The sequence below is a fragment of the Kosakonia arachidis genome (assembly GCF_900116535.1).
GTDB lineage: Bacteria > Pseudomonadota > Gammaproteobacteria > Enterobacterales > Enterobacteriaceae > Kosakonia > Kosakonia arachidis.
The window spans coordinates 38969-65846 of sequence record NZ_FPAU01000011.1 but is presented as its reverse complement, the minus strand read 5'-3'; the positions used below and the strand labels follow the sequence as shown (position 1 = coordinate 65846).

Annotated in this window: 25 protein-coding genes; 6 read left to right on the top strand and 19 right to left on the bottom strand. The window is 54.2% G+C overall.

The window, feature by feature from the left end:
• Positions 1-5: 5 nt before the first annotated feature.
• From ubiE to udp, 3 genes are all read right to left on the bottom strand, one after another.
• Complete coding sequence (gene ubiE, locus BM427_RS23530) at positions 6-761, bottom strand: bifunctional demethylmenaquinone methyltransferase/2-methoxy-6-polyprenyl-1,4-benzoquinol methylase UbiE (RefSeq protein ID WP_090126697.1); 756 nt, start codon at positions 759-761, stop codon at positions 6-8.
• A 66-nt stretch (positions 762-827) separates the two neighbouring features.
• Positions 828-2264, bottom strand: a complete 1437-nt coding sequence (gene rmuC / locus BM427_RS23525) for a DNA recombination protein RmuC (protein WP_425280071.1) — start codon at positions 2262-2264, stop codon at positions 828-830.
• Positions 2265-2438: 174 nt separating this feature from the next.
• Positions 2439-3200, bottom strand: a complete 762-nt coding sequence (gene udp / locus BM427_RS23520; RefSeq protein ID WP_035889531.1) for a uridine phosphorylase — start codon at positions 3198-3200, stop codon at positions 2439-2441.
• 261 nt (positions 3201-3461) lie between these two features.
• Between udp and BM427_RS23515 the strand changes: the two genes are divergently transcribed.
• The gene (locus tag BM427_RS23515) at positions 3462-4268 is read left to right on the top strand and encodes a dienelactone hydrolase family protein (RefSeq protein ID WP_090126694.1); all 807 of its coding nucleotides are present in this window, start codon (positions 3462-3464) and stop codon (positions 4266-4268) included.
• A 282-nt stretch (positions 4269-4550) separates the two neighbouring features.
• Here BM427_RS23515 and metE read toward each other — a convergent pair whose 3' ends face one another.
• A complete protein-coding gene (gene metE, locus BM427_RS23510; protein WP_090126691.1) occupies positions 4551-6812 on the bottom strand; it encodes a 5-methyltetrahydropteroyltriglutamate--homocysteine S-methyltransferase in 2262 nt (753 codons plus the stop codon).
• Positions 6813-7057: 245 nt separating this feature from the next.
• Between metE and metR the strand changes: the two genes are divergently transcribed.
• A complete protein-coding gene (gene metR / locus BM427_RS23500; RefSeq protein ID WP_090126685.1) occupies positions 7058-8011 on the top strand; it encodes an HTH-type transcriptional regulator MetR in 954 nt (317 codons plus the stop codon).
• Here metR and BM427_RS23495 read toward each other — a convergent pair.
• The 3 genes from BM427_RS23495 to pldB all read right to left on the bottom strand — a co-directional run bounded on the left by BM427_RS23495 (position 7899) and on the right by pldB (position 10718).
• Positions 7899-8798 carry a carboxylate/amino acid/amine transporter gene (locus BM427_RS23495; RefSeq protein WP_090126682.1) on the bottom strand — a complete coding sequence of 300 codons (900 nt, stop codon included), beginning with the start codon at positions 8796-8798 and terminating at the stop codon, positions 7899-7901. The two genes, metR and BM427_RS23495, sit on opposite strands and share 113 nt — an antisense overlap.
• A 104-nt stretch (positions 8799-8902) precedes the next feature.
• On the bottom strand, positions 8903-9703 hold the full coding sequence (yigL, locus tag BM427_RS23490; protein WP_090126679.1) for a sugar/pyridoxal phosphate phosphatase YigL: 801 nt from the start codon (positions 9701-9703) through the stop codon (positions 8903-8905).
• Positions 9704-9725: 22 nt separating this feature from the next.
• Entirely contained in the window at positions 9726-10718 is a 993-nt protein-coding gene (gene pldB, locus BM427_RS23485) for a lysophospholipase L2 (RefSeq protein WP_090126676.1), read from the bottom strand.
• 108 nt (positions 10719-10826) lie between these two features.
• Between pldB and rhtB the strand changes: the two genes are divergently transcribed.
• Positions 10827-11447 carry a homoserine/homoserine lactone efflux protein gene (rhtB, locus tag BM427_RS23480; protein WP_090126673.1) on the top strand — a complete coding sequence of 207 codons (621 nt, stop codon included), beginning with the start codon at positions 10827-10829 and terminating at the stop codon, positions 11445-11447.
• 81 nt (positions 11448-11528) lie between these two features.
• Here rhtB and rhtC read toward each other — a convergent pair whose 3' ends face one another.
• From rhtC to pldA, 3 genes are all read right to left on the bottom strand, one after another.
• Entirely contained in the window at positions 11529-12152 is a 624-nt protein-coding gene (gene rhtC, locus BM427_RS23475; RefSeq protein ID WP_090126670.1) for a threonine export protein RhtC, read from the bottom strand.
• Positions 12153-12213: 61 nt separating this feature from the next.
• A complete protein-coding gene (gene recQ, locus BM427_RS23470) occupies positions 12214-14040 on the bottom strand; it encodes an ATP-dependent DNA helicase RecQ (protein WP_090126666.1) in 1827 nt (608 codons plus the stop codon).
• A 67-nt stretch (positions 14041-14107) separates the two neighbouring features.
• Complete coding sequence (pldA, locus tag BM427_RS23465) at positions 14108-14977, bottom strand: phospholipase A (protein WP_090126663.1); 870 nt, start codon at positions 14975-14977, stop codon at positions 14108-14110.
• A gap of 160 nt (positions 14978-15137) precedes the next feature.
• Here pldA and yigI point away from each other — a divergent pair, with 160 nt between their 5' ends.
• Together yigI and rarD are read left to right on the top strand one after the other, a co-directional pair.
• The gene (gene yigI / locus BM427_RS23460) at positions 15138-15605 is read left to right on the top strand and encodes an acyl-CoA thioesterase YigI (RefSeq protein WP_090126660.1); all 468 of its coding nucleotides are present in this window, start codon (positions 15138-15140) and stop codon (positions 15603-15605) included.
• A gap of 55 nt (positions 15606-15660) precedes the next feature.
• A complete protein-coding gene (rarD, locus tag BM427_RS23455) occupies positions 15661-16557 on the top strand; it encodes an EamA family transporter RarD (protein WP_090126657.1) in 897 nt (298 codons plus the stop codon).
• Between the two features lie 91 nt (positions 16558-16648).
• Here rarD and corA read toward each other — a convergent pair whose 3' ends face one another.
• The 8 genes from corA to lptM form a co-directional block, all read right to left on the bottom strand.
• Positions 16649-17599, bottom strand: a complete 951-nt coding sequence (corA, locus tag BM427_RS23450) for a magnesium/cobalt transporter CorA (protein WP_007369161.1) — start codon at positions 17597-17599, stop codon at positions 16649-16651.
• A gap of 153 nt (positions 17600-17752) precedes the next feature.
• A complete protein-coding gene (gene ysgD / locus BM427_RS26400) occupies positions 17753-17809 on the bottom strand; it encodes a YsgD/CorL family protein (RefSeq protein ID WP_367888890.1) in 57 nt (18 codons plus the stop codon).
• 148 nt (positions 17810-17957) lie between these two features.
• Positions 17958-20120, bottom strand: coding sequence for a DNA helicase II (uvrD, locus tag BM427_RS23445; RefSeq protein WP_090126653.1), 2163 nt, complete (start codon positions 20118-20120; stop codon positions 17958-17960).
• A 137-nt stretch (positions 20121-20257) separates the two neighbouring features.
• Positions 20258-20974 (bottom strand): 5-amino-6-(5-phospho-D-ribitylamino)uracil phosphatase YigB, encoded by a 717-nt coding sequence (gene yigB / locus BM427_RS23440; RefSeq protein ID WP_090126650.1) that lies wholly within the window; start codon positions 20972-20974, stop codon positions 20258-20260.
• Positions 20974-21876, bottom strand: coding sequence for a tyrosine recombinase XerC (gene xerC, locus BM427_RS23435; protein ID WP_090126647.1), 903 nt, complete (start codon positions 21874-21876; stop codon positions 20974-20976). Before xerC ends, yigB begins: the two co-directional genes overlap by 1 nt.
• Complete coding sequence (locus tag BM427_RS23430; RefSeq protein ID WP_090126644.1) at positions 21873-22580, bottom strand: DUF484 domain-containing protein; 708 nt, start codon at positions 22578-22580, stop codon at positions 21873-21875. The genes xerC and BM427_RS23430 overlap by 4 nt, the downstream gene beginning before the upstream one ends.
• A complete protein-coding gene (gene dapF / locus BM427_RS23425) occupies positions 22577-23401 on the bottom strand; it encodes a diaminopimelate epimerase (RefSeq protein ID WP_007369166.1) in 825 nt (274 codons plus the stop codon). The genes BM427_RS23430 and dapF overlap by 4 nt, the downstream gene beginning before the upstream one ends.
• A 36-nt stretch (positions 23402-23437) precedes the next feature.
• The gene (gene lptM / locus BM427_RS23420; RefSeq protein ID WP_090126641.1) at positions 23438-23641 is read right to left on the bottom strand and encodes an LPS translocon maturation chaperone LptM; all 204 of its coding nucleotides are present in this window, start codon (positions 23639-23641) and stop codon (positions 23438-23440) included.
• A gap of 137 nt (positions 23642-23778) precedes the next feature.
• On the opposite strand from lptM, the gene cyaY reads away from it, so the two are divergent.
• Positions 23779-24099 (top strand): iron donor protein CyaY, encoded by a 321-nt coding sequence (gene cyaY, locus BM427_RS23415; RefSeq protein ID WP_090126638.1) that lies wholly within the window; start codon positions 23779-23781, stop codon positions 24097-24099.
• Positions 24100-24142: 43 nt separating this feature from the next.
• On the opposite strand, the gene cyaA is transcribed toward cyaY, so the two are convergent.
• A complete protein-coding gene (gene cyaA, locus BM427_RS23410) occupies positions 24143-26686 on the bottom strand; it encodes a class I adenylate cyclase (protein WP_090126634.1) in 2544 nt (847 codons plus the stop codon).
• Between the last annotated feature and the right edge of the window lie 192 nt (positions 26687-26878).

The window sequence follows — 26878 nt, the reverse complement described above, 5'->3', positions numbered from 1 at the left end:
TCCTGTCAGAATTTGTAGCCACGGTGCAAAGCAACAATACCGGCGGTCAGATTGTAGTAGTCAACGTTTTCAAAACCCGCGTCCTGCATCATCGCTTTCAGGGTCTCCTGATCAGGATGCATACGGATAGATTCTGCCAGATAGCGGTAGCTTTCGGCATCGCTTGCTACCAGTTGGCCAATGCGCGGCAGAACATGGAAAGAGTACGCGTCATACACTTTGCTCAGAGGCTCAATAATCGGTTTGGAAAACTCCAACACCAGAAGGCGCCCGCCCGGTTTCAACACACGCAACATGGAGCGCAGCGCTTGCTCTTTTTCCGTTACGTTGCGCAAGCCGAAAGAGATAGTAATGCAGTCGAAGGTATTATCCGGGAACGGCAACGCTTCTGCGTTTGCCTGCACATATTCAACATTACCGATAATGCCGATGTTGCGCAGCTTCTCGCGTCCCATTTTCAGCATTGAGTCATTGATATCAGCCAGCACAACCTGCCCGGTTTCACCCACCAAACGCGAGAATTTTGCGGTCAAGTCGCCAGTGCCGCCAGCCAGATCGAGGACTTTCTGCCCACGGCGTACACCGCTGCAATCAATGGTAAAACGCTTCCATAAACGGTGTATTCCCATCGACATCAAATCGTTCATAACGTCATATTTTGACGCGACCGAATGGAAAACATGCGCCACCATGTCGGCTTTGTTTTCTTTGGCGACGGTCTGAAAACCAAAGTGTGTTGTCTCTTTTGAATCTTCCGCCATCTTAGTGCCTGCTGTTTAAGAATTTGTTTGTGAAGTGTATCAGATTGGACGCAATTGCCCTATGATTCAACCGCCCGATGAGGCCTTTGCGCCAGGTTCCTCGTGCTGTGTTGCATCGTCTAACTGATTGTCTTCATTATATTCGTTTAATGTTTCCTGCCCTGCCCTCAGGCGAAACTCTTCATCCTGCGCCTGCGCTTCAGCCGTTAATTCTGGATTAATCTCACGCTTGATCTCAACGCCAAGGCCGCGAAATGCCTCCGCCTGCGCCAGCACGTTGCCGCGCCCGGCGGCGAGTTTTTTCATCGCCTGGCGGTAGTTGTCCTGCGCTTTATCCAGGCTCTGGCCGATGGACGACATGTCATCAACAAACAGGCGCATTTTGTCATACAGCCGACTTGCCCTTTCTGCAATCTGCTGGGCGTTGCGGCTTTGATGCTCATAGCGCCAAAGGTTGGCAATAGTGCGCAACGCCACCAGCAGCGTGGTCGGGCTGACCAGCATAATGTTATTCTTCAGCGCTTCCGTTATCAGTTCGGGCTGCCTGTCGAGTGCGATCAGGAAGGCCGGTTCCACTGGAATAAACATCAGGACATAGTCGAGGCTTCGCAGGCCAGGCAACTGCTGATAATCTTTGCGCCCCAGCAGGCGAATATGATTACGTACCGAGGCGATATGCTCCTGCAACGCAGCTTCGCGGGTAAAATCATCCTCGGCGTTAAAGTAGCGCTCGTAGGCCACCAGCGCCATTTTGGCGTCAATCACCACATCCTTGCCCTGCGGCAAGCGCACAATCACATCCGGCTGCATACGCGCGCGGCTGTCGTTTTCCAGGCTGACCTGGGTTTCATACTCATACCCTTCGCGCAGACCAGAGGCTTCCAGCACGCGAGTCAACACTACTTCGCCCCAGTTGCCCTGCGTCTTATTATCGCCTTTCAGCGCGCGCGTCAGGTTGATAGCTTCCTGCGCCATCTGGGCGTTCAACTGTTGCAGATTGCGGATTTCATGCGCCAGCGTATGGCGTTCGCGCGCTTCCTGGCCAAAGCTATCCTGCACCTGGCGGCGAAAACCGTCGAGTTGCTCGCGCAGCGGTGTTAGCAGCCCGTTCAGACTCTGGCGGTTCTGTTCATCCACCCGTCGGTTGCTCTGCTCAAAAATGCGGTTCGCAAGGTTTTCAAATTGCTCGCTGAGACGCTGCTCGCTGCTGTGCATCTGGCGTAGCTTCTCTTCCGCATGTAACTGGGTGGATTCCAGTCGGGTGGTGACTTCACGAAGATCGGCTTCCAGCGAGCTGTTGATATGTTGCAGGCTGCGCAGTTCGTTATTGAGCAGTTCGCACTCTTCACGCCAGTGCTCGCTCTGAACTAACTGTTGACGGGCTGCGCTCAGTTCACTAAACACATCACGCTGCTCGGCAAGCAATTCCGCCTGCTGTTGCGCCCCACGCCAGCTTGCAGCCAGCCAGCCGACCAGTAGTCCAGCCACTACCAGCGCTGCCATGACGATGATTGAAGTCTCCACCACGCCTTCTCCATACCTTATCCGTACAAGCGGGAATTGTGCTGTATAAACGTCCAGTTGGGAAGGGCTTTTCCTGCGAGGCGCTACGCAGAAACGAAAGGGGTTTTGTCGGGCCCGGTAAACGCAGCGTTATCGGGCACCGGAAGAGGGGAATTACAGCAGGCGACGTGCGGCTTCTACCACGATTTTGACGGCGTGGCTTTCGGTCTGTTTCATCGTTTCTGCATTCGGGATCTCCTGCTGGGTACGGTTCACAATCACCCCAGCCACCATCCCGGCGCGCAGTCCCTGGCTTGAACACATGGTCAGCAGCGTCGCGGATTCCATTTCATAATTCATCACCCCCATTGATTGCCACTCTTCCATTGATCCTTTAAAGCTTTTCACCACGCGTCCGGAGAATGTGTCATAACGCTCCTGGCCCGGGTAAAATGTGTCGGAAGATGCCGTTACGCCAATATGTTTGGTTGCTCCAATCGCATCCGCCGCTGCAACCAGCGCCGTGGTGCAGGCAAAATCAGCCACCGCCGGGTATTCCATGGGTGCAAAATGCAGGCTGGCGCCATCAAGACGCACGGAGGCTGTGGTGATCAGTACATCGCCAACATTGATATGCGGCTGAATCGCCCCGGTCGTGCCGACACGCAGAAAAGTACGTATGCCAAGCTGCGCCAGTTCTTCGACGGCGATAGAGGTTGACGGACCGCCAATACCGGTGGAACACACAATAACCGGTTTGCCATCCAGTTCGGCACGCCAACTGGTAAATTCGCGGTGAGATGCCAGCTTGACCGGCTTATCCATCAGCGCGGCGATCTTTTCCACACGTTCCGGATCGCCAGGGACGATAGCCAGCGTAGCCCCTTGTAAATCGTTTTTGGTGAGACCGAGATGAAAAACGTCAGACCTGGACATAACAGACTCCTCTGTGGTTAGTTTTATCAGGAGAGGCAAAACGCCACTTTACAGAAGGCGCTTGTCCGTTTTCGTGATTGGCATCACCATGAAAGAAAATGTTTGCACACCATTTCACTAAATTAGTGACGCATATCACATTGATATACTGTATTTCACAACGCAGCAGCCAGAATAGTCGATGAAACGGGGATTTGCGCGCGCGACAGGCCTTCCCGTCTATAGTTATTGGAGCGCTAATAAAAGGGTATGGAGAATGCCATGACAACCAACAAACAACCGGGCTTTGCACCTGCGGCTTCGCCTCACGCTTCCACCATCGTTCACACACCGGAGGAGGCCCTAATCACAGGCGAAACCTCCATTCCCACGCAGGGCGACAATATGCCCGCATTTCACGCCCGCCCCAAAAATGCCGATGGCGCGTTGCCGATCGTCATTGTGGTACAGGAGATTTTCGGCGTACATGAACATATCCGCGATATCTGCCGCCGCCTGGCGCGGGAAGGTTACCTCGCTATTGCGCCTGAGCTCTACTTCCGCCAGGGCGATCCGAATGATTTCACCGATATCCAGACGCTACTGAGCGGGCTGGTCAGCAAGGTGCCAGATGCCCAGGTACTGGCCGATCTCGACCACGTCGCCAGTTGGGCGGCTCGCAATGGCGGTAACGCACATCAGTTGTTGATCACCGGTTTTTGCTGGGGTGGACGTATCGCCTGGCTGTATGCGGCGCATAACCCGCAGTTGAAAGCTGCGGTGGCCTGGTACGGTAAGCTGGTGGGAGAGAAATCTCTCAACTCGCCTCGCCACCCGGTAGATGTCGCGACCGATCTGACCGCGCCAGTGCTGGGTTTATACGGCGCACAGGATACCAGCATTCCGATCGAAAGCGTGGAAACCATGCGTCAGGCTCTGCGGGCAGCCAACGCCATTGCCGAGATTGTGGTTTACCCTGAAGCGGGCCACGCCTTTAATGCCGATTACCGCCCGAGTTATCATGAAGCGTCGGCAAAAGATGGCTGGCAACGCATGCTGACATGGTTTGCTCAGTACAGTAAAAAATAGTATCCGTGCCGGGGAAACTCCCCGGCCAATAATGTTGAAGAGATAAAGCGCTAATATGAGAGTTTCTTGAATTTCTGATCGTATTAAAAATGGGATGGAAACTGATTTATATGGAATCTTCTTTTTTCATTAAGAAAAGTTCCGTGGGATCAATAAACTGCTATTCCCTTGTCAGAAAAAAGAAATCACCCCACAAAAACACGCTACGACAGCATTCTGAACCATGACACGATCCCCATTAAAAAAACGCCGCCGAGGAACAACCCGGCGGCGCATGGCTGTTTACTGCTGACGCAAGTTCTGCGCGGCTTTCACCATATTAGCCAGCGCGGCGCGGGTTTCCGGCCAGCCCCGGGTTTTCAGACCGCAATCCGGATTCACCCACAGACGCTGTGCTGGAATGCGTTGTGCCGCTTTTTGCAGTAGGGCTTCAATCCATTCCACGCTTGGCACGTTCGGTGAGTGAATGTCGTATACGCCCGGCCCGATTTCGTTCGGGTATTCAAACTCTTCGAACGACTCCAGCAGTTCCATATCCGAACGCGAGGTTTCGATGGTGATCACATCCGCATCCAGCGCGGCAATGGAATCCATGATGTCGTTGAATTCGCAATAGCACATATGTGTGTGGATCTGCGTGTCATCCTTCGCCACCGCCGCATTAATACGGAACGCTTCCACGCCCCAAGCAAGGTAAGCCTCCCAGTCGCTGCGGCGCAGCGGTAAACCTTCGCGCAGTGCCGGTTCGTCGATCTGGATGATGCCGATACCAGCGGCTTCAAGATCGGCCACTTCATCACGCAGCGCCAGCGCGATCTGTTTGGCGATGGTTTCGCGGGTGACATCTTCGCGCGGAAAAGACCAGCAGAGGATAGTGACCGGCCCGGTCAGCATGCCTTTGACCGGTTTGTCGGTCAGCGATTGTGCGTACTTCGCCCACTCGACAGTAATCGCTTCCGGGCGGCTCACGTCGCCGATCACCACCGGCGGCTTCACGCAGCGCGAGCCGTAGCTCTGCACCCAGCCATTTTGCGTAAAGACGAAACCATCAAGGTGTTCACCGAAGTATTCCACCATGTCATTACGTTCTGCTTCGCCGTGTACCAGCACATCCAGCCCCAAACGCTCTTGTTCTATAATCGCTTGCTTAATATGTTCAGCGATGCCGGTGCGGTAATTGCCCGCATCTAAACGTCCCTGTTTAAAATCCAGACGCAAGCCGCGGATCTCGGTGGTCTGTGGGAACGAGCCGATAGTTGTGGTCGGCCACGCTGGCAGATTGAAACGCACGCGCTGCGCTTGCGCACGCTCCACATACGGACGTGCGCGCTGGCTGTCCTGCGCAGTGATCGCCGCCAGACGTTTTGCCACCGCCGGGTTGTGCACACGGGTAGAGTGGCGGCGCGCCTGGATCGGGGCGCTCCATTCATTCAGTTTTTCTGTGTTACCGCTGTTCAGAGCATCACGCAACAGCGCCAGTTCTTCGCATTTTTGCAAGGCGAAGGCGAACCAACTTTTTACTTCGGCATCAAGACGCGTCTCAACGCTCAGATCGACCGGGCTGTGCAGCAGCGAGCAGGAAGAGGCGACCCACAGCGGGCGTTTACCGACCACATCCTTAATCTGCGCATATTTCTCACTCAGATCGGTGCGCCAGACGTTACGGCCATTCACCAGACCGGCAGAGAGCAGCCAGTCGGCAGGCAGACGCTGATGCAACTGCGCAACGTTGTCTTTACCGTGTACCAGATCGACATGTAAACCCTGCACCGGCAACGCGGTAATGGTGTCCAGGTTCGGCGTAATGCCTTCGAAATAGGTGGTCAGCAGCAGTTTTACCTTGCCATTCAGCGCGTCATACGCCGTTTTGAAGGCATCCAGCCACGCTTGTGGTAGCTCCAGCACCAGCGCCGGTTCATCGATCTGCACCCACTCAATACCGCGTTTCGCCAGTTCGGACAGTACTTGCTGGTAGACCGGCAGGATGTCGTTCACCAGGCTTAAGCGGTCAAACTGTTCGCCTTTCACTTTGCCCAGCCACAGGTACGTGACTGGCCCAAGCAGCACGGGCTTCACCTTGTGGCCCAACACCAGCGCTTCGTCCACCTCATCCAGCAGTTGCGTCCAGGTCAGTTTGAACTGCTGACCTTTGCTGAATTCCGGCACCATGTAGTGGTAGTTGGTGTTAAACCATTTGGTCATCTCTGCCGCTGCTGCCGGTTCGCCAGTCGGCGCGCGACCTCGGCCGATACGGAACAGGGTGTCGATATCGACAGAGCCGTCTTTGTTCTGATGACGAGCCGGCACATTGCCCAGCAGCAGGCTGGTGGTCAGAACATGGTCGTACCAGGCGAAATCACCGACCGGAAGCAGGTCGATTCCGGCCTGTTTTTGCTGATCCCAGTGACGGGCACGCAGCTCGCGTCCTACCGCCAGCAGGTCTTCACGAGAAGAATTCCCCGCCCAGTAACTTTCTTGCGCTTTCTTCAGCTCGCGACGCAGGCCGACACGAGGAAAACCGAGGGTGTGGTTATGTATTGTCATGTCTTCTTCCTTTGTTTTTCTGATTCTGAATGTAAAACTCTAAATAGTTCGGCTGGCAGGAAGGCGGCAACGTAGTGCGTCCCCAGGAGCTTACTGAAGTAAGTGACTGGGGCGCGCAAGGCAGCCAACGCACCTGCAAGTCGAAATATGACGAGTTTAGACGTCCAGATGTTTACACATCCATATTGTAAAGGTACTGTATAAACCTCAAGCGCAAATTGTTCATGCCGGGGTGAAGGACATTCATGATCGAAATTAAACATCTGAAAACGCTACAGGCGTTACGAAACAGCGGGTCGCTGGCAGCAGCAGCGGCAACGCTGCATCAAACGCAGTCGGCGCTTTCCCACCAATTCAGCGATCTGGAACAACGCCTCGGCTTCCGTCTGTTTGTGCGTAAAAGTCAACCGCTGCGTTTTACGCCCCAGGGCGAGATCCTGTTGCAACTGGCCAGCCAGGTACTGCCGCAAATCAGCCGTGCGCTGCAGGCCTGTAACGAGCCACAGCAAGCCACATTGCGCATCGCTATTGAATGCCATAGCTGTATTCAATGGCTGACGCCCGCTCTTGAGAACTTCCGCCAGAATTGGCCGCAGGTGGAGATGGATTTCAAATCCGGCGTGACCTTTGATCCACAGCCCGCACTGCAACAGGGTGAGCTGGACCTGGTAATGACATCCGACATTCTGCCGCGCAGCGGTCTGCACTATTCGCCGATGTTTGATTTTGAAGTTCGGTTGGTGCTGGCACCGGATCACCCACTGGCGGCAAAAACACGCATCACGCCGGACGATCTTGCCAGTGAAACGCTACTGATCTACCCGGTGCAGCGTAGCCGCCTTGATATCTGGCGTCATTTCCTGCAACCGGCAGGCATCAGCCCGGCTCTGAAAAGCGTCGATAACACGCTATTGTTGATTCAAATGGTTGCCGCACGGATGGGGATCGCGGCACTACCGCACTGGGTGGTGGAGAGTTTTGAACGCCAGGGTCTGGTAGTAACCAAAACCCTGGGCGAAGGATTGTGGAGCCGGCTGTACGCAGCGGTACGCGATGGCGAGCAACGTCAGCCGGTTACGGAAGCGTTTATTCGCTCAGCGCGGAACCACGCGTGCGATCACCTGCCTTTTGTGCGGAGCGCGGAGCGACCCAACGGCGATGTACCCACAGCGAAGCCATTATCACCGAACCACCAATAATAAAGCTCGGCCAGTGCGGCTGTTCTTGCCAGATAGCGAGATTGACCAGCAGCCCGGCGGGAACATGTACATTGTTCATAATGCCAAGCGTCCCGGCGTCAACCTGCGTTGCGCCATAGTTCCACATAAAGTAACCCAGACCGGAAGCGACCACGCCCAGCCATACCAGCACGCCCCACTGCAGGGTGGTTGTCGGCAGCTTCTGCGGGTTACCCATCACAAACCACGCAGTGGCGGCAACGATAAACGCCCCCAGATAGAACCACGCAAAAGCGTTGTGCTGTGGCATGGGGCGCATTTCCATCAGGCGTTTATAACCGACCATGCCAATGGCGAAACTGATGTTTGCCAACTGCACCAGAATCAAACCGATCCAGAAGTGATCGCTGATTTTGTCATAACGAATAATCGCTGCGCCAATCACCGCCAGCCCGGCGCTTAGGGCGTAGCTCCAGCGCAGCCCACGCTTGCTCAGCAGATCGTAAATCAGCGTAACGTACAGCGGCGTGAAGACAGTAAACAGCAGGAATTCAGAGACCGTCAGGTAGAGATAGGCCTGGAAGCTAAACAGATACATGATGCCAAGCTGCATCGCGCCCACCATCATATACAGGCCAATGGTCTTCAGGTTGTGCCCGCGCGTGCGCAGGAACGGTAAGAACACCAGCGCCGCCAGCCCCACGCGCATCAACACGGAGAAATAGCTGTCGACATGGCCAGCAAGGTATTCGCCAATCAGGCTAAAGGAAAAGGCCCACAGGATCGTGGTGATGATCAGTAACGCCACAATGAAGCTCTCTCAAAATAGTAAGGCTTCATTGTAGCTAACTCAATTGCGCAAAGTTTGAGTATTTGGTTGACGTATGATTATTTAACAACCAAATGTCAATCTTATTGCAGGAACAATTTACGCAGGTAATGTGGCACGGCGTTATCCGCATTGGTGCCAATCACTTCCAGCTCCGGATACAGATCTTTCAGGCGCTGATGGGCATTGCCCATAATGCAGCCTTTACCGGCCATCGACAGCATTTCAGCATCGTTCATGCCATCGCCAAAGGCGATACAATCCTTCAGACCATAGCCCAGCGCACCGGCAACGGCTTCCAGCGCATGCCCCTTCGATACGCCGCCCGCCATCACTTCCAGGCAGGTTAGTGTCGAGAAACTGACGTTGACACGGTCTCCCCAGCGCGCATTGATCGCCTGCTCCATCGGCAGCAGTTTTTCATGGCTGTCACAGGTGAAAAAGACCTTGCTGATGCCTTCCGGTTCCAGTAAGCCCGGCTCATAAAGCGAATACTGGAACACCGCTTCTTTGAAAAAACGCATCTGATCAGGGCGATGGCGGTTCATGAACCATTCGTCGTTACGGTAGACATTGGTAATGATATCTTTCTCGTTGTGCATTACACCGAGCAGTTCGCTGGCGATATCGCGATCCAGATTGTGGCTAAAGACCAGATTTCCATCAGTATCGTGTACGCGCGCGCCGTTGGAGGTGATCATATACGCCTTGATGCCGAGATTATCGCGGATTTGCCCGACATCGACATGGTGGCGGCCGGTAGCAAAGACAAAATTGACGCCGTGGCCGGTCAGCAGTTTTAACGTTTCTTTCGCGAACGGTGACAGTGTGTGGTCAGGGGAGAGCAACGTACCATCTAAATCAGATGCAACAACTTGGTACATAGGAAAATTTTACCTCAATAATTTAGTTATGCCGGTCGAAGAATTCGACGATGGCGTTGAGTGCGACCGAGCGCATAGTGTCCTTTTCAAAAAGGATCTCATGGTACGCGCCGGGTATAACAAACGGTTTTCCCCCTTCACAAGGGTGGCCCGCCGCAGCGCGAATTTCGCAGAAGCGTTGTTGCATGCGGTTATCCACCACATGCTCCTCTTCCGCCTGAATAATCAATGTTGGCGTGTCATCGTTTGCCGCCCCGGCCAGTGCATGTTCTCCGGCCAGAATGCCTTCACGCACCCAGTGCCACGTCGGCCCACCCACACGCAGCGTCGGTTCGTCGGCATAAAAACGCAGATTGCGCCGGTAACGCTCGCGGCTGTGGGTCAGCACGTTAATCGCGAACGGCAGCGCGCGCCAGCTTCCGGTCCCGATGGCGTAATTTTCACGAAGACGCGGATAGCTTTCCGCCAAGTCAAGCAACGGGCGCACCATCCACTCCGGCAGACGAATGATAATTCCGAACATTGGCGCGCACAGGGAAATAGCATCACAGGCATGCGGATGACGCTGTAAGAAGAGCGTGGCGATCGCGCCGCCCATCGAATGCGCCAGTATATAACGTTTTCGCCAGGGACCATCGGCGACTTCCTGCTGCCAGAATGCAGCCAAATCATCGACATAATCGCTAAAGTTGACCACATGCCCCCGGTGCGTATCCGCCAACATCCGCCCGGAACGCCCCTGCCCGCGGTGATCGATAATCAACACATCGTAACCGAGGTAGAACAAGTCATACGCCAGTTCGGCGTATTTGACGTAACTTTCAATACGGCCCGGACAAACCACAATCACCCTATCGTGGCGATGATCGTGAAAGCGGACAAAACTGACGGGTACGTTATCGACACCGGTAAACACGGCTTCTTCACGCGAGCGCCAGAAATCCATTAGCGGCCCCGTGGTAAATGCTGCGAACGCTTTTTCTCTGGTTTCCCAGGCCGTTTTTTGCCGAAACATCGCAATTTCGCCCCTGTTAGCCATGTAAAATCGTTTTTTTGTGACCAATAGCAAAATCCACTAGCAATAGCGTATTGTGGCATAAAAACAGACAAGCAGGAATTTCTCATGACCTTCGAATGGTGGTTCGCCTATCTACTGACCTCAATCATTTTAAGCCTCTCGCCCGGTTCCGGCGCGATTAACACTATGACCACGTCCATCGGCTACGGCTATCGCGGCGCGGCGGCTTCTATTGCTGGGTTGCAGACCGGCCTTGGCATTCATATCGTGCTGGTCGGCGTCGGGCTGGGCACGCTATTTTCTCGTTCCGTGCTGGCGTTTGAAGTGCTGAAATGGGCGGGTGCAGCCTACCTGATTTGGCTGGGTATTCAGCAGTGGCGCACCGCTGGCGCTATCGATCTCAATACGCTGGCGAAAACCCAGTCGCGCGGTCGGCTGTTTAAGCGGGCGGTATTCGTTAACCTGACCAACCCGAAAAGCATCGTTTTTCTTGCCGCCCTGTTCCCGCAATTTATTGTGCCGCATCAGCCGCAGGTGATGCAGTATGTGGTGCTTGGGGTCACAACGATCGTCGTCGATATCATTGTCATGATTGGTTATGCGACGCTGGCGCAGCGCATTGCCGGCTGGATTAAAGGCCCACGCCAGATGAAGGCGCTGAATAAGGTATTTGGTTCGCTGTTCGTGCTGGTCGGCGCGTTGCTGGCTTCTGCCCGCCACGCCTGAGGCAGATGCCCGGTAGCGCTACGCTTACCGGGCCTGAAAAATCAGCATACCAGATAATGAAACACCATCCGGCAGATGAACTTAACGGGAGATAATCAGGTGGATGCCGAAGCCAGCAAACAGCGCGCCGGCAAAACCATCAATCCATTTCGCCAGACGCTGATAACCGCGACGCATTGCCGGCAGCGCGAACAGGCTGGCCACGATGGTAAACCAGGCCAGTGTTTCCAGCACAATCAGCACAAAAATACCCCAGCGCGCGCTGGTGCCGACGCTATCGCCGACAAACAGTGAAAATACCGAGCCGAAGTAAATGATCGCTTTCGGATTCGCCAGATTGGTCAGTAACCCTTTCAGAAAACTGCGGCTGCTGCTGGTCGCCAACTCCACTTTCGGTGCACCAACTGCTTTCTGACGCTTTTTCAACGCGCCACGCAGCATCTGATAACCCATCCAGCATAGATAAAGACCACCGCCGACCATAATAATGCTGTGCAACCACGCCATTTTTTCGAGAATCAGGTTCAGACCGAGCAGCGCCACGCCAGCCCACACCATTACGCCACAGGTGATACCGAACACACCCATCATCGCCTCTTTACGCGAGCGGCTAATGGCAGTTTGCGAAACGAAGAAGAAATCCGGGCCGGGGCTCATCAGGGCAACAATATGCACTAGCGCCACGGTAAGAAATAACATCAACATAGAGAACCTGCGGGAAGATAATTCAGTGAGTGACTATCCTGGCACTTTTCGACTGCTAAAACTACTCTTCGTCGCCATCGACATGCGCGCGGATAAGCGCCATAAACTCCTGGCCGAAACGCTCAAGTTTGCGCGTTCCCACGCCGTTCACGCTAAGCATTTCCCCCGGCGAAAGTGGCATCTGCTCGGCCATCTCGATCAGCGTTGCATCGTTAAACACCACATAAGGCGGGATATTCTCTTCATCGGCAATCGCTTTTCGCAATTTACGCAGCTTGGCGAACAGCTTGCGATCGTAATTGCCGACAGCGGCTTTCTGCATCACTTTTGGCTTCAGCGCCACCATTCGCGGCACCGCCAGCATCAGCGGTACCTCTCCACGCAGCAGCGGACGCGCTGCTTCCGTTAACTGAAGCGCAGAATGCTGAGCGATATTCTGGGTAGCAAATCCCATATGGATAAGCTGGCGGATCACGCTTACCCAGTGTTCATGGCTCTGCTCGCGACCAATGCCATACACCGGTAATTTATCGTGACCGAATTCACGGATACGCTGATTGTTCGCACCGCGCAGCACTTCCACCACATAACCCATACCGAAACGCTGGTTAACGCGATAAATGGCCGATAACGCTTTTTGCGCGTCCTGCAAACCATCGTACTGGCGCGGCGGATCGAGGCAAATATCGCAGTTGCCGCAGGGCTCCTGTCGTCCTTCACCGAAATAGTTGAGCAACACCAGACGACGGCAGGTTTGCGCTTCAGCAAATGCGCCCATCGCATTGAGCTTGTGCCGTTCAATATCCTGCAAAGGCCCAGCCGGTTTCTCTTCCAGACAACGGCGCAGCCACGCCATATCCGCCGGATCGTAGAACAGCATCGCTTCCGCAGGCAGGCCGTCACGCCCAGCACGGCCAGTTTCCTGATAATAGGATTCGATATTGCGCGGGATATCGAAATGCACCACGAAACGTACGTTGGGCTTGTTGATCCCCATGCCGAACGCCACGGTTGCCACCACGATTTGTAAATCATCGCGTTGGAACTGCTCCTGTACCCGCGCACGCAGTTCGTTATCCAGCCCCGCATGGTAAGCCGCCGCACTGAAACCACGGCTTTGCAGACGTTCGGCGGTGTCTTCAACCTTCGCCCGGCTATTGCAATAAATGATGCCACACTTGCCGCGCTGCTCCTGCACATAACGCAGCAGCTGATCGAGCGGCTTAAACTTTTCCATCAACATGTAGCGAATATTCGGGCGGTCGAAGCTGCTGACCTGGATCAGCGGATCGTTTAAGCCCAGCAGACGTTCGATATCGCGCCGCGTAGTGTCATCAGCCGTCGCGGTCAGGGCCATAAAAGGCACAGACGGGAGCATCTGGCGCAGATGGCCAAGCGCGGCGTACTCCGGGCGGAAATCGTGACCCCACTGGGAAATACAGTGCGCTTCGTCAACGGCCAAAAGCACCGGATTCCACTGGCGTAACTGGTCAAGGAAGTTGTCGAGCATCAGGCGCTCGGGCGCGATATAAAGCAGACGTATCTGACCGTTGCGACAGCCGTTGATCACGTCAAACTGCTGCTCACGGCTTTGGGTAGAATTCAGGCATGCCGCCGCAACGCCGTTGGCAAGTAGCTGGTCGACCTGATCTTTCATCAGTGAGATCAGCGGCGAAACCACCACCGTCAGCCCCTGCAGCACTAGTGCTGGAATTTGATAACACAGAGATTTTCCGCCGCCCGTCGGCATCACCACCAGACAATCGCGGCCACTCAGTACGGTGTCGATAATATCCTGCTGGCCCGGGCGGAATTGCTGGTAGCCGAAGGTCTCTTGCAAGACCTGCTTAGCCAGCGATTCCTGATTCAATACTTCCGCCTGCGCCACAATGACCCCATTAGCCTGAAATAAAAACAGGCGCTATTTTCAGCGCCTGCGACAGAAACTGCAATGCTTAAAACAGATCGTTGAGCATTACACCCACACCAACACGAGTTTGTTTGAAATTATAGTCAATCAATGATTCGCCGTAGCCGCTGTAAACCTGGGTGTAGAACCGGACGTGTCGGGTTATCGGATAGCTGATTCCGATTTCCGCACCGCCGTAACCGGTATTCCAGTTGTACTGCCCTTTGGCGCTGAGGATTGCCTCGCCCAGTTGATAACCAATCTTCAACTGGTAATAGCCCATGTATTTGGTGATGTCCGGGTTATCGTCGATGGAACCCACCACATACCAGGGCTTCACTTCAACCATCCAGTTGCCGTTTTGTGCCATCAGGCGGGTGTAGATGCGGTTCCAGCTACGCGACGTCGGGTCGGAGCGGCCGTTTGAATCGTGGTTATAACCCATCTCCACATCCCGTAACGTCCAGCCAGCAAACTCATAATCGGTGGAGAAACCGAGGAAAAGCTGCGGCTCGTAGTTGGTTTCGCGGAACGGAGCTGACTCGGCGCTATTGGAGAGCTGCCACCAGGATTTCTGCGTATAGGAAGCCCCAAAAACAGAATTGGGCCCCAGAATCCCTCGCCACAGAGGAAACGCCAGGCTGAGCTGAAACTTCACTTCGTCCTTACGCGCATTATCTGACCAGTTATAGGAGCGAATCGCATCTTTGTTCAGATCGCTGGTATCGGTATAGATCACATAGTTGGTGTCATAAGGATAAAGCGTGAACGGATTATCGTGATCCTGCAATAAATTGGCGATGATACTACCGCGCACGGCGGGGGCATCATGGACTTCCTTTACCGTAGCTTCTTGTGCGTATGCCATAAAAGGCAGTGCAAGCACTGCGAAAAACCAACCCAGAGAGGTCCGCATCGGTTTTATGCTCCCAAATCATATTGTTGAATTGAATAAGTTCCCCACAACTATTCTACATATTTATAGAGTCACTGCGCAGGTATCGGTTCTTAAACTGGAAATCAACAAATAACAGGCATAAAATCAACACCTCATTAACACATCGGATCAGATTGCTATGTCAGCCGTTCTCACAGCGGATCAAACCCTTAAGCTGGTGGGCGAGATTTTTGTCTATCACATGCCATTTAACCGTGCGTTAGGTCTTGAGCTGGAACGTTATGAAAAAGAGTATGCGGAGTTGAAATTTACTCATCAGCCAATGATGGTGGGCAACTGGGCGCAAAGCATTTTACATGGCGGCGTCATCGCCTCGGCGCTGGACGTCGCAGCCGGTCTGGTCTGCGTTGGCAGCACGTTAACCCGCCATGACACTATCAACGAAGAGGAGTTGCGCCAGCGTTTGTCGCGCATGGGCACCATTGATTTACGCGTCGATTATCTGCGCCCTGGGCGCGGCACACGCTTCACCGCAAGCAGCAGTTTGCTACGTGCGGGCAATAAAGTTGCCGTGGCCCGCGTAGAGCTGCATAACGAGGATCAACTGCATATCGCCAGCGCGACAGCCACCTATATGGTGGGGTGAGGCGGTTGTAGAAATCGGGTAACATACGGTTACTTTTCAGTAAAGAGTTTTCCCGATGGATGCAAAACAGACGCGGCAGGGTGTGCTACTCGCCCTGGCCGCTTATTTCATTTGGGGGGTTGCCCCGGCCTATTTCAAAGTGATTTGGTACGTACCGGCTGACGAAATTCTCACTCACCGTGTCATCTGGTCCTTCTTCTTTATGCTAGCGTTGATCAGCGCCAGCCGTCAGTGGAGCAACGTAAAAGCGTTGTTGCAAACGCCGAAAAAGATCCTGCTGTTGGCCATCTCCGCCGTGTTAGTTGGCGGCAACTGGCTGCTGTTTATCTGGGCGGTGAACCACAACCATATGCTGGAAGCCAGCCTGGGTTACTTTATTAATCCACTGGTGAATATTCTGCTGGGGATGTTGTTTTTGGGCGAGCGTTTCCGTCGTATGCAGTGGCTGGCGGTACTGCTGGCTGCCGTCGGCGTATTGGTGCAACTGTGGACGTTTGGCTCGCTGCCGATCATTGCGCTCGGTCTGGCATTTAGTTTTGCTTTTTACGGCCTGCTGCGTAAAAAAATTGCGGTCGATGCGCAAACCGGCATGCTGGTAGAAACGCTATGGCTACTGCCGGTTGCGGCGGTGTGGTTATTTGGCATCACGGATAGCCCAACCAGCCATATGGGGCAAAACAGCCTGTCACTGAACTTGCTGTTAATGGCCGCTGGTGTAGTGACGACGATCCCTCTGCTGTGCTTTACCGGCGCGGCAATGCGTTTGCGTTTATCGACGCTGGGGTTTTTCCAGTATATCGGTCCGACGCTGATGTTCCTGCTGGCGGTGGCTTTCTATGGCGAGCATCCGGGGCCGGATAAGATGGTGACCTTTGGTTTTATCTGGCTGGCGCTGGCGATTTTTGTCATGGACGCGGTATATACACAGCGCGGTTTACGCAAAAACGGATGATGAAAAGTTTGTGCCGCCTCTTTCCAAATACGCTGAAGCGGCGCGTGCAATCCAAGCTAAATGAAAAAGGGCAGCAGCGCCGCCCGTTGTCTTATAGCCAGTTGCGGCGCTTGAAGTAGAGATACGGCGCCAGTCCGGCGAGGATCATAAAGACAATCGCGCCAGGGTAGCCGAAGCTCCAGTGCAGTTCGGGCATAAATTCAAAGTTCATCCCGTAGCTGGATGCCACCAGCGTCGGTGGCAGGAACACCACGGAAACGACCGAGAAGATCTTGATGATGCGGTTCTGCTCGATATTGATGAACCCCATCGCCGCCTGCATCAGGAAGTTAACCTTCTGGAACAGGGATTCATTGTGCGGCAGCAGAGATTCGATATCGCGTAGGATCTCGCGCGCCTGCTCCAACTGGCCGGCCGGTAAACGCGCCTTGCGCACCAGGAAGTTCAGCGCACGCTGGGTATCCATCAGACACAGACGCACCTTCCAGCCGATATCTTCCTGCTCCGCAAGCGTTGAAAGCGCGTCGTCATATTCATCGCCCTGCTGGCCTTCCATAATGACGCGGCTCAGCTTTTCCAGATCGCTGTAGATGTTTTCGATCTCATCCGCCAGCTGTTCGATTTTGGTTTCGAACAGATCCAGCAACAGTTCATAAGCGTTACCATCAACCATCTCCTGGCTGCGGGCGCGCATACGATAGAGTCGAAACGCGGGTAATTCGCGCTCACGCAGCGTGAACAAGCGACCTTCGCGAATGGTGAATGCTACCGTTGAGTTACCGGCATGATCTTCAGCGTCTTCAAAAAAGAAGAAGGAGTGGATGTGCAGCCCGTCTTCGTCCTCGAAAAAACGCGCGGAGGCTTCGATGTCTTCCAGTTCAGGACGGGTGGCCAGGTTCTGACCCAGTTCCGTTTGCACACGGGTTCGTTCATCTTCGTCCGGCTCGACCAAATCAACCCAAACCGAGCTGGCAAGGTGTTTGATTTCGTCAGCCTCAAGACGGGTTAAACGATTGTTTTCCAGTTGAAATGCGCTCAGCATGGCCGGGACTCCCAGTGCAAAAAATATTGGACAGTTCGGTGGGCACACAAGAAACGAATTGGGTTTCAGACCATTAAACAGACTGACTCAGCGCGACGGGGAAACATGCAGGTCGCTGACAACCTCTGAGGCTATCAGCATGAGAAAATAGCCTTAGGAGTTGTTCCTGTGGAACAGGAGATTGAGCCAGTATCTACTGGGTGTGTCCAAGGCGAATGTCCTCTTAGCGTGTTCGTGCGCGCATGTTACGCCAGCACTCAGGAGGCGTCAACACGCAACGAAACGCGAAAGAGCAATATTTGCCCCTCAGCGTATAAGGCTAGCAGATTATTACAAAATAATGATATTTTTCTGAATGTTAGACGGTTTCTAGCTTCGCATAGGCGGCCACCAGCCATTTAATACCCTGCCCCTGGAAAGCCACCTGCAAACGGCTGTGTTCACCGCTACCTTCCATGTTCACTACCGTACCTTCGCCAAACTTCGCATGGCGCACGCGCTGGCCAAGTTTATAGCCGGTATCGCTCTGCGCAGTTGGCGTTCCCATGCGCTGATGACTGACCGGGCGACTGATACTGGCGCGTAAACGCACCTCTTCCACACACTCTTCCGGTAGCTCGCCGATAAAGCGTGAAGGACGGTGATAAACCTCTTTTCCGTACAGACGACGCGTTTCGGCGTAGGTTAAGGTTAGTTTCTGCATCGCACGCGTCACGCCGACATACGCCAGGCGGCGCTCTTCTTCCAGACGTCCGCCCTCATCCAGTGACATCTGGCTCGGAAACATGCCCTCTTCCATGCCAACAATAAAGACCTGGGGGAATTCCAGACCTTTTGCCGAGTGCAACGTCATAAGCTGCACTGCATCCTGCCAGGTGTCCGCCTGCCCTTCACCCGCCTCCAGCGCGGCGTGGGAGAGAAACGCCTGCAACGGCATCAAATCTTCATCTTCTTCGTTGTAGCTGAACTGCCGCGTGGCGGTGACCAGCTCCTCTAAGTTCTCAATACGCGTCTGGCCTTTCTCGCCCTTCTCCTGCTCGTACATCATGCGCAGACCAGAGTCGTTCACCACCCGGTCGGTTTGCACATGCAGCGGCATGTCGGCCGTTTCCTGGGCCAGCGCGTCAATCAGTTCCAGGAAGCGTTGCAGAGCACTTGCGGCACGGCCCGCCAGCGCTTTTTCCTGTAACAGCTCACGCGTCGCCTGCCACAGCGTCAATTGGCGATCGCGGGACGTCTGACGCACGACATCCAGCGTGCGATCGCCAATGCCGCGCGTCGGCGTATTCACCACGCGCTCAAACGCGGCATCATCATTGCGGTTGGCAATCAAACGCAGATAGGAGAGAGCATCTTTGATCTCCTGCCGTTCGAAGAATCGCATACCGCCATAAATGCGGTACGGCATACTGGCCTGCAACAGCGCCTCTTCCAGCACGCGCGACTGGGCGTTGCTGCGATAAAGAATGGCGCACTGTGTCAGTTGCCCGCCGTTGTCCTGCCAGGCTTTGATACGGTTTACCACAAAGCGCGCTTCGTCCAGCTCATTGAATGCGCAATAGAGTGAAATCGGTTCACCATCGACGCCGTCGGTCCACAGATTTTTCCCCAGACGCCCATTGTTATTCTCAATCAGGGCGTTAGCGGCGCTAAGGATATTACTGGTGGAGCGGTAGTTTTGCTCCAGGCGAATAGTCTGCGCGCCTGGAAAATCTTTCAGAAAGCGCTGGATGTTTTCCACCTGGGCACCGCGCCAGCCGTAAATGGACTGATCATCGTCGCCGACGATCATCACTTTGCCGGTATCACCCGCCAGCAGGCGAATCCATGCGTACTGAATGTTGTTGGTATCCTGAAATTCGTCCACCAGGATATTGGTAAAGCGTTCACGATAGTGCTGCAAAATATGCGGTTTGTTCAGCCACAACTCATGGGCGCGCAGCAGTAGCTCGGCAAAATCCACCAACCCAGCACGATCGCAAGCTTCCTGGTAAGCCTGATAAACTTTCTGCCAGGTCTGCTCAACCGGGTTACCGAAACTCTGGATATGATGCGGACGAATGCCCTCATCTTTCTGACCATTGATGTACCACATTGCCTGACGCGGAGGCCACTGCTTCTCATCCAGATTCATCGCTTTAATCAAGCGTTTCAGCAGCCGGAGTTGATCTTCACTGTCGAGGATCTGGAAATCCTGCGGCAGATTGGCGTCCATGTGGTGCGCGCGCAGCAAGCGGTGCGCCAGGCCGTGGAACGTACCCACCCACATTCCGCCCTGCGAGGTGCCCATCAACTGACCGATACGGTGGCGCATTTCTGCCGCCGCTTTATTGGTAAAAGTGACCGCCATGATCGAGTATGGCGAGCAGTTCTCTACGGTCATTAGCCAGGCGATACGGTGTACCAACACGCGCGTCTTACCACTCCCCGCCCCGGCCAGCACCAGCATATTGCTGCGCTCTGCGGCTACGGCGTCGCGCTGTTTGTCATTGAGGCTGTCGAGCAGATAAGAAACGTCCATAGGTACCGTCGTGTCGTCGTCAGGAATTGAACGAAGCGCCCGGTGGCGCTTCGCTTACGGGTCTACGTTACCGTAGGACGAATAAGCGTAGTGCCATCCGCCAAAAACCCTGGTATTTTATACAGAACAATTGGTGATTATATCAGCGTCGTGAGGGATGCCAACCGCGAAATTTCCATATGCGGTAACAAACGGCTGTTCGTCGCCTGTAGCAGATCGGCACCTTCCGGTTTGATCCAGCATGCCTGCATGCCGCAACGGATCGCGCCCGCAACATCTGTGGTCAAATCGTCGCCAACATGCAGAATATCCTCTACCGCTACACCAAGGCGATCTGCGGCCAGATGGTACATGTCGCTGAAGGGTTTTGAACGTCCATCCGGCCCGGCGCGCAGCACAAATTCAAAGTAATCGCCCAGCCCAAACAGTTCCGGCTGCGCGTTACCGTTGGTGATCGCCACCAGAGGCCACTTCGTTGCCAGCCTCTTCAGCGTGTCGTGGGTTTCCTGCGGCACATCAATGCGACTGCGCCATTTGGCAAAATTAACCATCGCGGCCTGTGCGCCCACGGCGGCTTCCTCGACTGTCAGCCCGGCGTTCAGCATCGCCTGTTCAACGGCACGTCGCCGCCATTCGGTAACGTCGTGATAGATCTCGGGCTCGGTTTCCCGCAGCGACCAGCGCAGACGCTTGAATTCTTCATTTTCCAGACCGTTCAGTGCCGGATGATAACGTTGCACAAATGCCAGCGCTTCCTGTTCGGTACGCTGGATCACCAGCCGGTTGTCGTAAAGGGTATCGTCCAGGTCAAAAGTGATCGCGGAGATCTGACCCAATGGGCGGTAAAAACGCATTATTTCCCCCGTTTGGCGCGCGGGTGCGCGGCGTCGTATACCGATGCAAGATGTTGAAAATCGAGATGGGTATAAATTTGTGTCGTTGAGAGATTGGCGTGACCGAGCAGTTCCTGTACCCCGCGTAGATCGCCGCTCGACTCAAGCATGTGTGTGGCGAATGAGTGCCGCAGTTTATGCGGATTTACGTGACTGTGAAGCCCCTGGCGGATCCCCCACTCGGCAAAACGTTTTTGCACATTACGCGCCGAAATTCGTTTCCCCAGCTTCGATAAAAACAGCGCATCCTCTTCTGCGCCAAACAGCCCACGCAGGTCGAGCCAGTGCTCGATCCAGGTCACCGCACTGCGACCAATAGGCAAACGGCGCTCTTTGCTTCCCTTGCCCATTACCCACACTTCACCACTTTCCAGATCCAGATGTTTGATATCCAGATTCACCAGTTCCGAAAGACGAAGACCAGCGCCGTACATCACTTCCAGCATGGCCCGATCACGCACTGCCAGAGGATCGTTAAGATCGATATCCAACAGTCGGTTCACATCATCAACGTCAATATTCTTCGGCAAATGCCGCGGCGCTTTCGGTGACGAAATGCCCTTTGCCGGGTTTGCCGGCAGCTCGCCCTGGCCGACCATCCAGTCAAAGAAACTGCGCAGCGCCGAAAGTCTCAGCGCCAGACTTGCCGGGCCGAGCCCGTTTCGTCGGCTGCGAACGGCAATTGCGCGCACCATTGCAGCATCACATTGTTGCCAGCTTTTCAGGCCGGTTTCACTGGCCAACGCAATGATGGCATCAAGCTGACGCTGATAATTAAGCAGCGTAATGGGGCTAAGTTGACGTTCAACACCAAGGTAGCGCAGGAATTTGCTGACGGCAGGTAATAACGGCGAATCGCTCATACGCGCTCGATCCAGCGTTCCAGAAGATCCGGCAGCATCTGCGCTATCTCATCTAAAAGCTGAGTGCCCTGACCTTGCTGGTAATGGTGAACATCACGGCTGCTGAACAGCACCACGCCAAGGGAGCCGTCCGGCCCCATTAAGGACATGGCCACAGAGCCGATGGCTTTCGCTTCCGGCAACAGCAACAGTAGCTCCGGCCCGTTTAATGAGCCGAGATAGTGGTGCTGCTGGCCTAAGCGTTGAATGCGCAATGATTCAAACGCCTGCCGGGAGAGCGCAAGATGTGTGTAGCGGGAAGGTGCGCCCAGACGCCAGCGATCGGGAAACAGGCGGATAGTCGCACCCGCCAGCCCCAGATCGCGCGCCCAGCGATGAAAACGGCTAAGCATCTCTTCAAGGCTGCCAGCGGACGCCAGCCGACTTTGCAGACGCAGCAAACGATAGAATAACCCTTCGTTTGCGCTCGCCTGTTCCATCAACAAGGTCATGTTCTCTTCCAGCGCATTGATGTGATTACGCGAGCGCGCCATGTGCCATTCCACGAGAGAAACCGTGCCGCGCACCGGGTGCGGCACGCGCATTTGCTCGACCAGTCGCGCATTGTGGATAAAGAATTCAGGATGGTGCAGCAGATACTCCGCGACCGCCTGGTCATCCAGTTCGGCCAACGGCTCCTGCTGCTCTTCTCCTATATGCTTCATAGATGAATAAACCCGTCATAGACATGTGCCGCCGGGCCAGTCATAAACAACGGTTGACCCGGTCCTTTCCACGCGATATCAAGCCGACCGCCCGGTAATTCAACACGAACATTCTCAGCCAGTAAATCCTGTTGAATACCGACTGCGACAGCCGCACAAGCGCCGCTACCGCACGCCTGGGTTTCACCTGCACCACGTTCAAAGACGCGCAGACGAATGTGATCCCGTGAGACAACCTGCATAAAACCGATATTGGCGCGCTCAGGAAAGCGCTCGTGGCTTTCCATCACCGGCCCCAAGGTTTCTACCGGCGCGGTGTCCACGTCATCAACCTGAATCACGCAGTGCGGATTACCCATCGAAACAACGCCGCACAGTATGGTTTGCTCCGCTGCCCGCATAATATAGGTCTTTTCCGCTTTGTTAGCGCGGAATGGCACCTGCGACGGTTCGAAGTTTGGCTCTCCCATATTGACGCGTACCAGTTCGTCTTCCGTTACGCTCAATACCATACGGCCATTCGCCGTACTGACGCGAATATCACGTTTATTGGTTAACCCTTTCAGGCGAACAAAGCGGGCGAAACAGCGCGCGCCGTTACCGCACTGCGACACTTCACTGCCGTCGGCATTGAAAATTCGGTAGTGAAAATCGAGTTCGGGGTCGTAGGGAGGCTCAACCACCAGCAGTTGATCAAACCCAACGCCAAGGTGGCGATCCGCCAGACGACGGATCAGTTCCGGTGAGAAAAAGACATTCTGCGTTACCGCGTCGACGACCATAAAATCGTTGCCAAGGCCATGCATTTTTGAGAACTGCATCATCTACTCCAGTTGCGCGGATACAGAACGGTAGCGTCAGTAATTCACCTGACTCGGAGAGCCCTCGTCACCACGATCGTTGCTATCCGGCGAGCTCGGCTGGATCGTGCTGGTTTGCGTTTTGATTGGCGGCGGCGCGTTTTTATCCGCAGGAGGAAAATAGAGCGGCCCCTTCAGACCACAACCCGTCAGGCTGAACAGAGTCAGCAGTACGGTCATCGCGCGAAACACATCTTTCATTATGAGTTGCCTGTAAGTTCATTCTTTCTGCTTTCTATCATCGCAGGAGAAGACACAAAAGCAAGAGTTTGCTGGTTTAGGGCATCGGGAAATATTTCGCGTTATACTGCTGCCATCATAAAAAACAGGAAAGCAGAATGAACGACAGTGAATTTCATCGCCTCGCCGACAGCCTGTGGCTCACCATCGAAGAACGCCTTGATGACTGGGATGGCGACAGCGACATCGACTGCGAAATCAACGGCGGCGTCTTAACCATCAGCTTTGAAAACGGCAGCAAAATTATCATTAACCGCCAGGAGCCGCTGCACCAGGTGTGGCTGGCAACCAAACAGGGCGGCTACCATTTCGATCTGAAGGGTGACGACTGGGTTTGCGATCGCAGCGGCGAAACCTTCTGGGATCTGCTGGAGCGAGCAGCCACGCAGCAAGCGGGCGAAACGGTGACTTTTCGTTAATATTACGCGCCGGATAAGGTGTTAATGATTTATCCGGCACGTGTTACGAGAAATATTGCTGCAACAGCGGTGCGTCGTTGTCCTGATTCGCCGGTGTTGCGGTGCTGATTGCCTGATTGCGGAACGGGATCACCTGCGCACGCCCTTCCGTATTCACAATTTGATAGAACTGCGGCAAGTTGAAGTTAATAAAGCTGGAGCCGTAAGTGAAGCGGTCATGGGATGACGAGTAGAAACGGCTTACATCCCGCACCAGCTCCTCTTTGCTGCCTTCACAGTGATGATAGACTTCCGCGCGGTTGCTCTCATCCAGGATATAGATGTTAAAGCCTTCTTCACCGGTCTCTTCAAAGAAGAACTGAATAATCCCTTCGCTGGCAAAACCATCCACCACCGCCGGTAATTCGACGTGATTGGTTTCAACCTGCACGGAAAGGCCATGCAGTTTGTTATGGGAAATCGCACCATAAAACTCGATCGCGTTTTCCAGCTTCTGTACCGACACATTCAGGCGTTCAAAGAACAGTCCCCAGGTCTGGCCTGCCACGCGCAATGCTTTAAAGCGTCCGGTTTCCTGGCGCGTACTGGAAAGACGCAGCTCAATACACTCAGAAATCAGTTGCTGGACACGGGTTCGAATCAGGCCGCGCAGGTGTTGGCTGTAGCAGAACACTTCAACGCTATCCGGCGGTGCCGCATCCTGGTGCATTTTGCCGAGAATCGTTTTCAGCGCTTCAATCATCGCCTGCTCGCCGTTGAAATGCAGAGTACGCACCTCATTCCACGAATTACGGTAGAGCAGATCCACACTTCCGACGAGGCAGTTTTGCTGCTCGCCGAAGCTGAAGACATCAAGCTTACGGAAGTCGAAATGCACCACCTGATTACGGAACGCCGCAGTCGGGTCGTACTCCAGATTGACGATGATAGCCAGGTGACGAATTTCGCACGGGCTATAAAGTGCTTTCGGAGTCGGTGCAGGCAGGCGCAGCGGGAAGTGATGCGATACATCCGCGACCATTTCCTGCAATTTCGCCAGATCGACCACATCATTGCCTTTAATAAACAGACGCGTGCGCGAGGTCAACAGCCCATTAAACCAGGCCCAGGCCACCAGCTTATTCAGATAACGGTTATATTCCAGCGGCTGATGGCTGACGATTGAATCCATGTTCGGCGCACGATTGTACAGATACCAGCCTGTGCGGTTGGCGCGGCCTGGAGGAACATGAATAAAGGTTAAATTGGGTTCAGAGAGATCCGGTGAAATCTGTGGGTTCACAAGCGTTACTTTGCCCGGCAACGCCTCAAAGGCGGCATACAGTTTACGGGTCAACACCCCAATATCCTGCGGGCTGGCGGAAACGCTCAGATTATTACGCCGGGCGAAACGGATCAGATTGCGGTAGCTCTGCATCATCGCGTCGAGCAGTTCATTGTGCGCTTCGCGTACCTGATCGATTTTCCAGTTGGCGCGGTTATCCAGCATGACCACGCGCGCATCATCCCAGCCCCACTCTTTCACCAACTGCGCGATCACTTCACGACGCCAGCCGACACAGGCCCGTTCACGGCTGAGCTTCTCGCACACTTTTAAGTAGAAACATCGACGCGCCAGATCGAGACGGGTGGTGTCTTCGATGGCAACCAGATATTGCGTTACGCGTTCCAGCATCATGCAGTAATGATCAAGACCGAAGGAGACGATCTCACCATCATGCAGACGCTGTTTAATATCTTTCGCCAGCAGGCGCGTATTAGGATATTCCCAGGAATACGCTTCCAGCAGCAGGGTTTTCAACACTGCTTTATACGGGGAATCGATACTTTTATAGAGCTGCCAAAGGCTGGCACCGAAGTACTCTTCCGCCGAAAGGGAACTTAAGCCGCCGAGATCCAGCCATTCATTTGGCGTCAGCACACCCTGCGCATAGAGCGTCATTACGTAGTCGTCGTAATGCTCTTCTTCATCGCCCGGCACCATATTCCAAAGAATACGTTTACCGGCGAGACGCACGGCGGTGCGGTAAAATTCGTCAAGCAACAATATATGCTGCGTCGAGCCACAATCCTCGCCGCCGAGACTGCCGCTTTCGTTATGGCGGAAACGGTTTTCATCAATCAAGAAAAAGCTCACTTCCACGCCCAGCGACGCAGCCCAACTTTCGAGCAGGCTACATTTACGCTGCAACAGTTGACGCTCTTCGTTATCGAGCCAGGATTGATGACATACCCAGATGTCCAGATCTGAAGAGCAACTTTGCCCAACGGATGACGTGCTCCCCATAGAGTAAACACCGGTGATCGGTAATTCGCCTTTTGGCGACTCCTGCGGCGGCAAACCACGGTGCAGTTCAAGTTCGTTCAGATAATGAAGTTGGTTTTCATCAGGCGTGTAAAGGCAAATGCCTTGTGGAACGTTACCCTCAAGGTAACCCGGCATCAGCGGATGATGGTAATGCAGTAATGTCGGCAGCAGACTGTAGACCTGCTGAAAAGCAGGCCCCATGGCAGCAAGAGCGCGTTCCACACGCAGTTGATTGATGGCATCCAGTCTCTGTTTCAGAGTCTCAATATAGAGGTACAAGACATATCGCCTGATGTTTACAGAAAATTCAAAGTCGCCGTTGCCATTTTTCGCCCTTATCTTTATAGGGGTACCGACGAAAAAATGGTCTAAAACGTGATCAATTTAACACCTTGCTCATTGACCGTAAAGAAAGATGCAGCACAAACCAGTGTAGCATCAAACACACTCTGTAAATTCTTAATTACGACC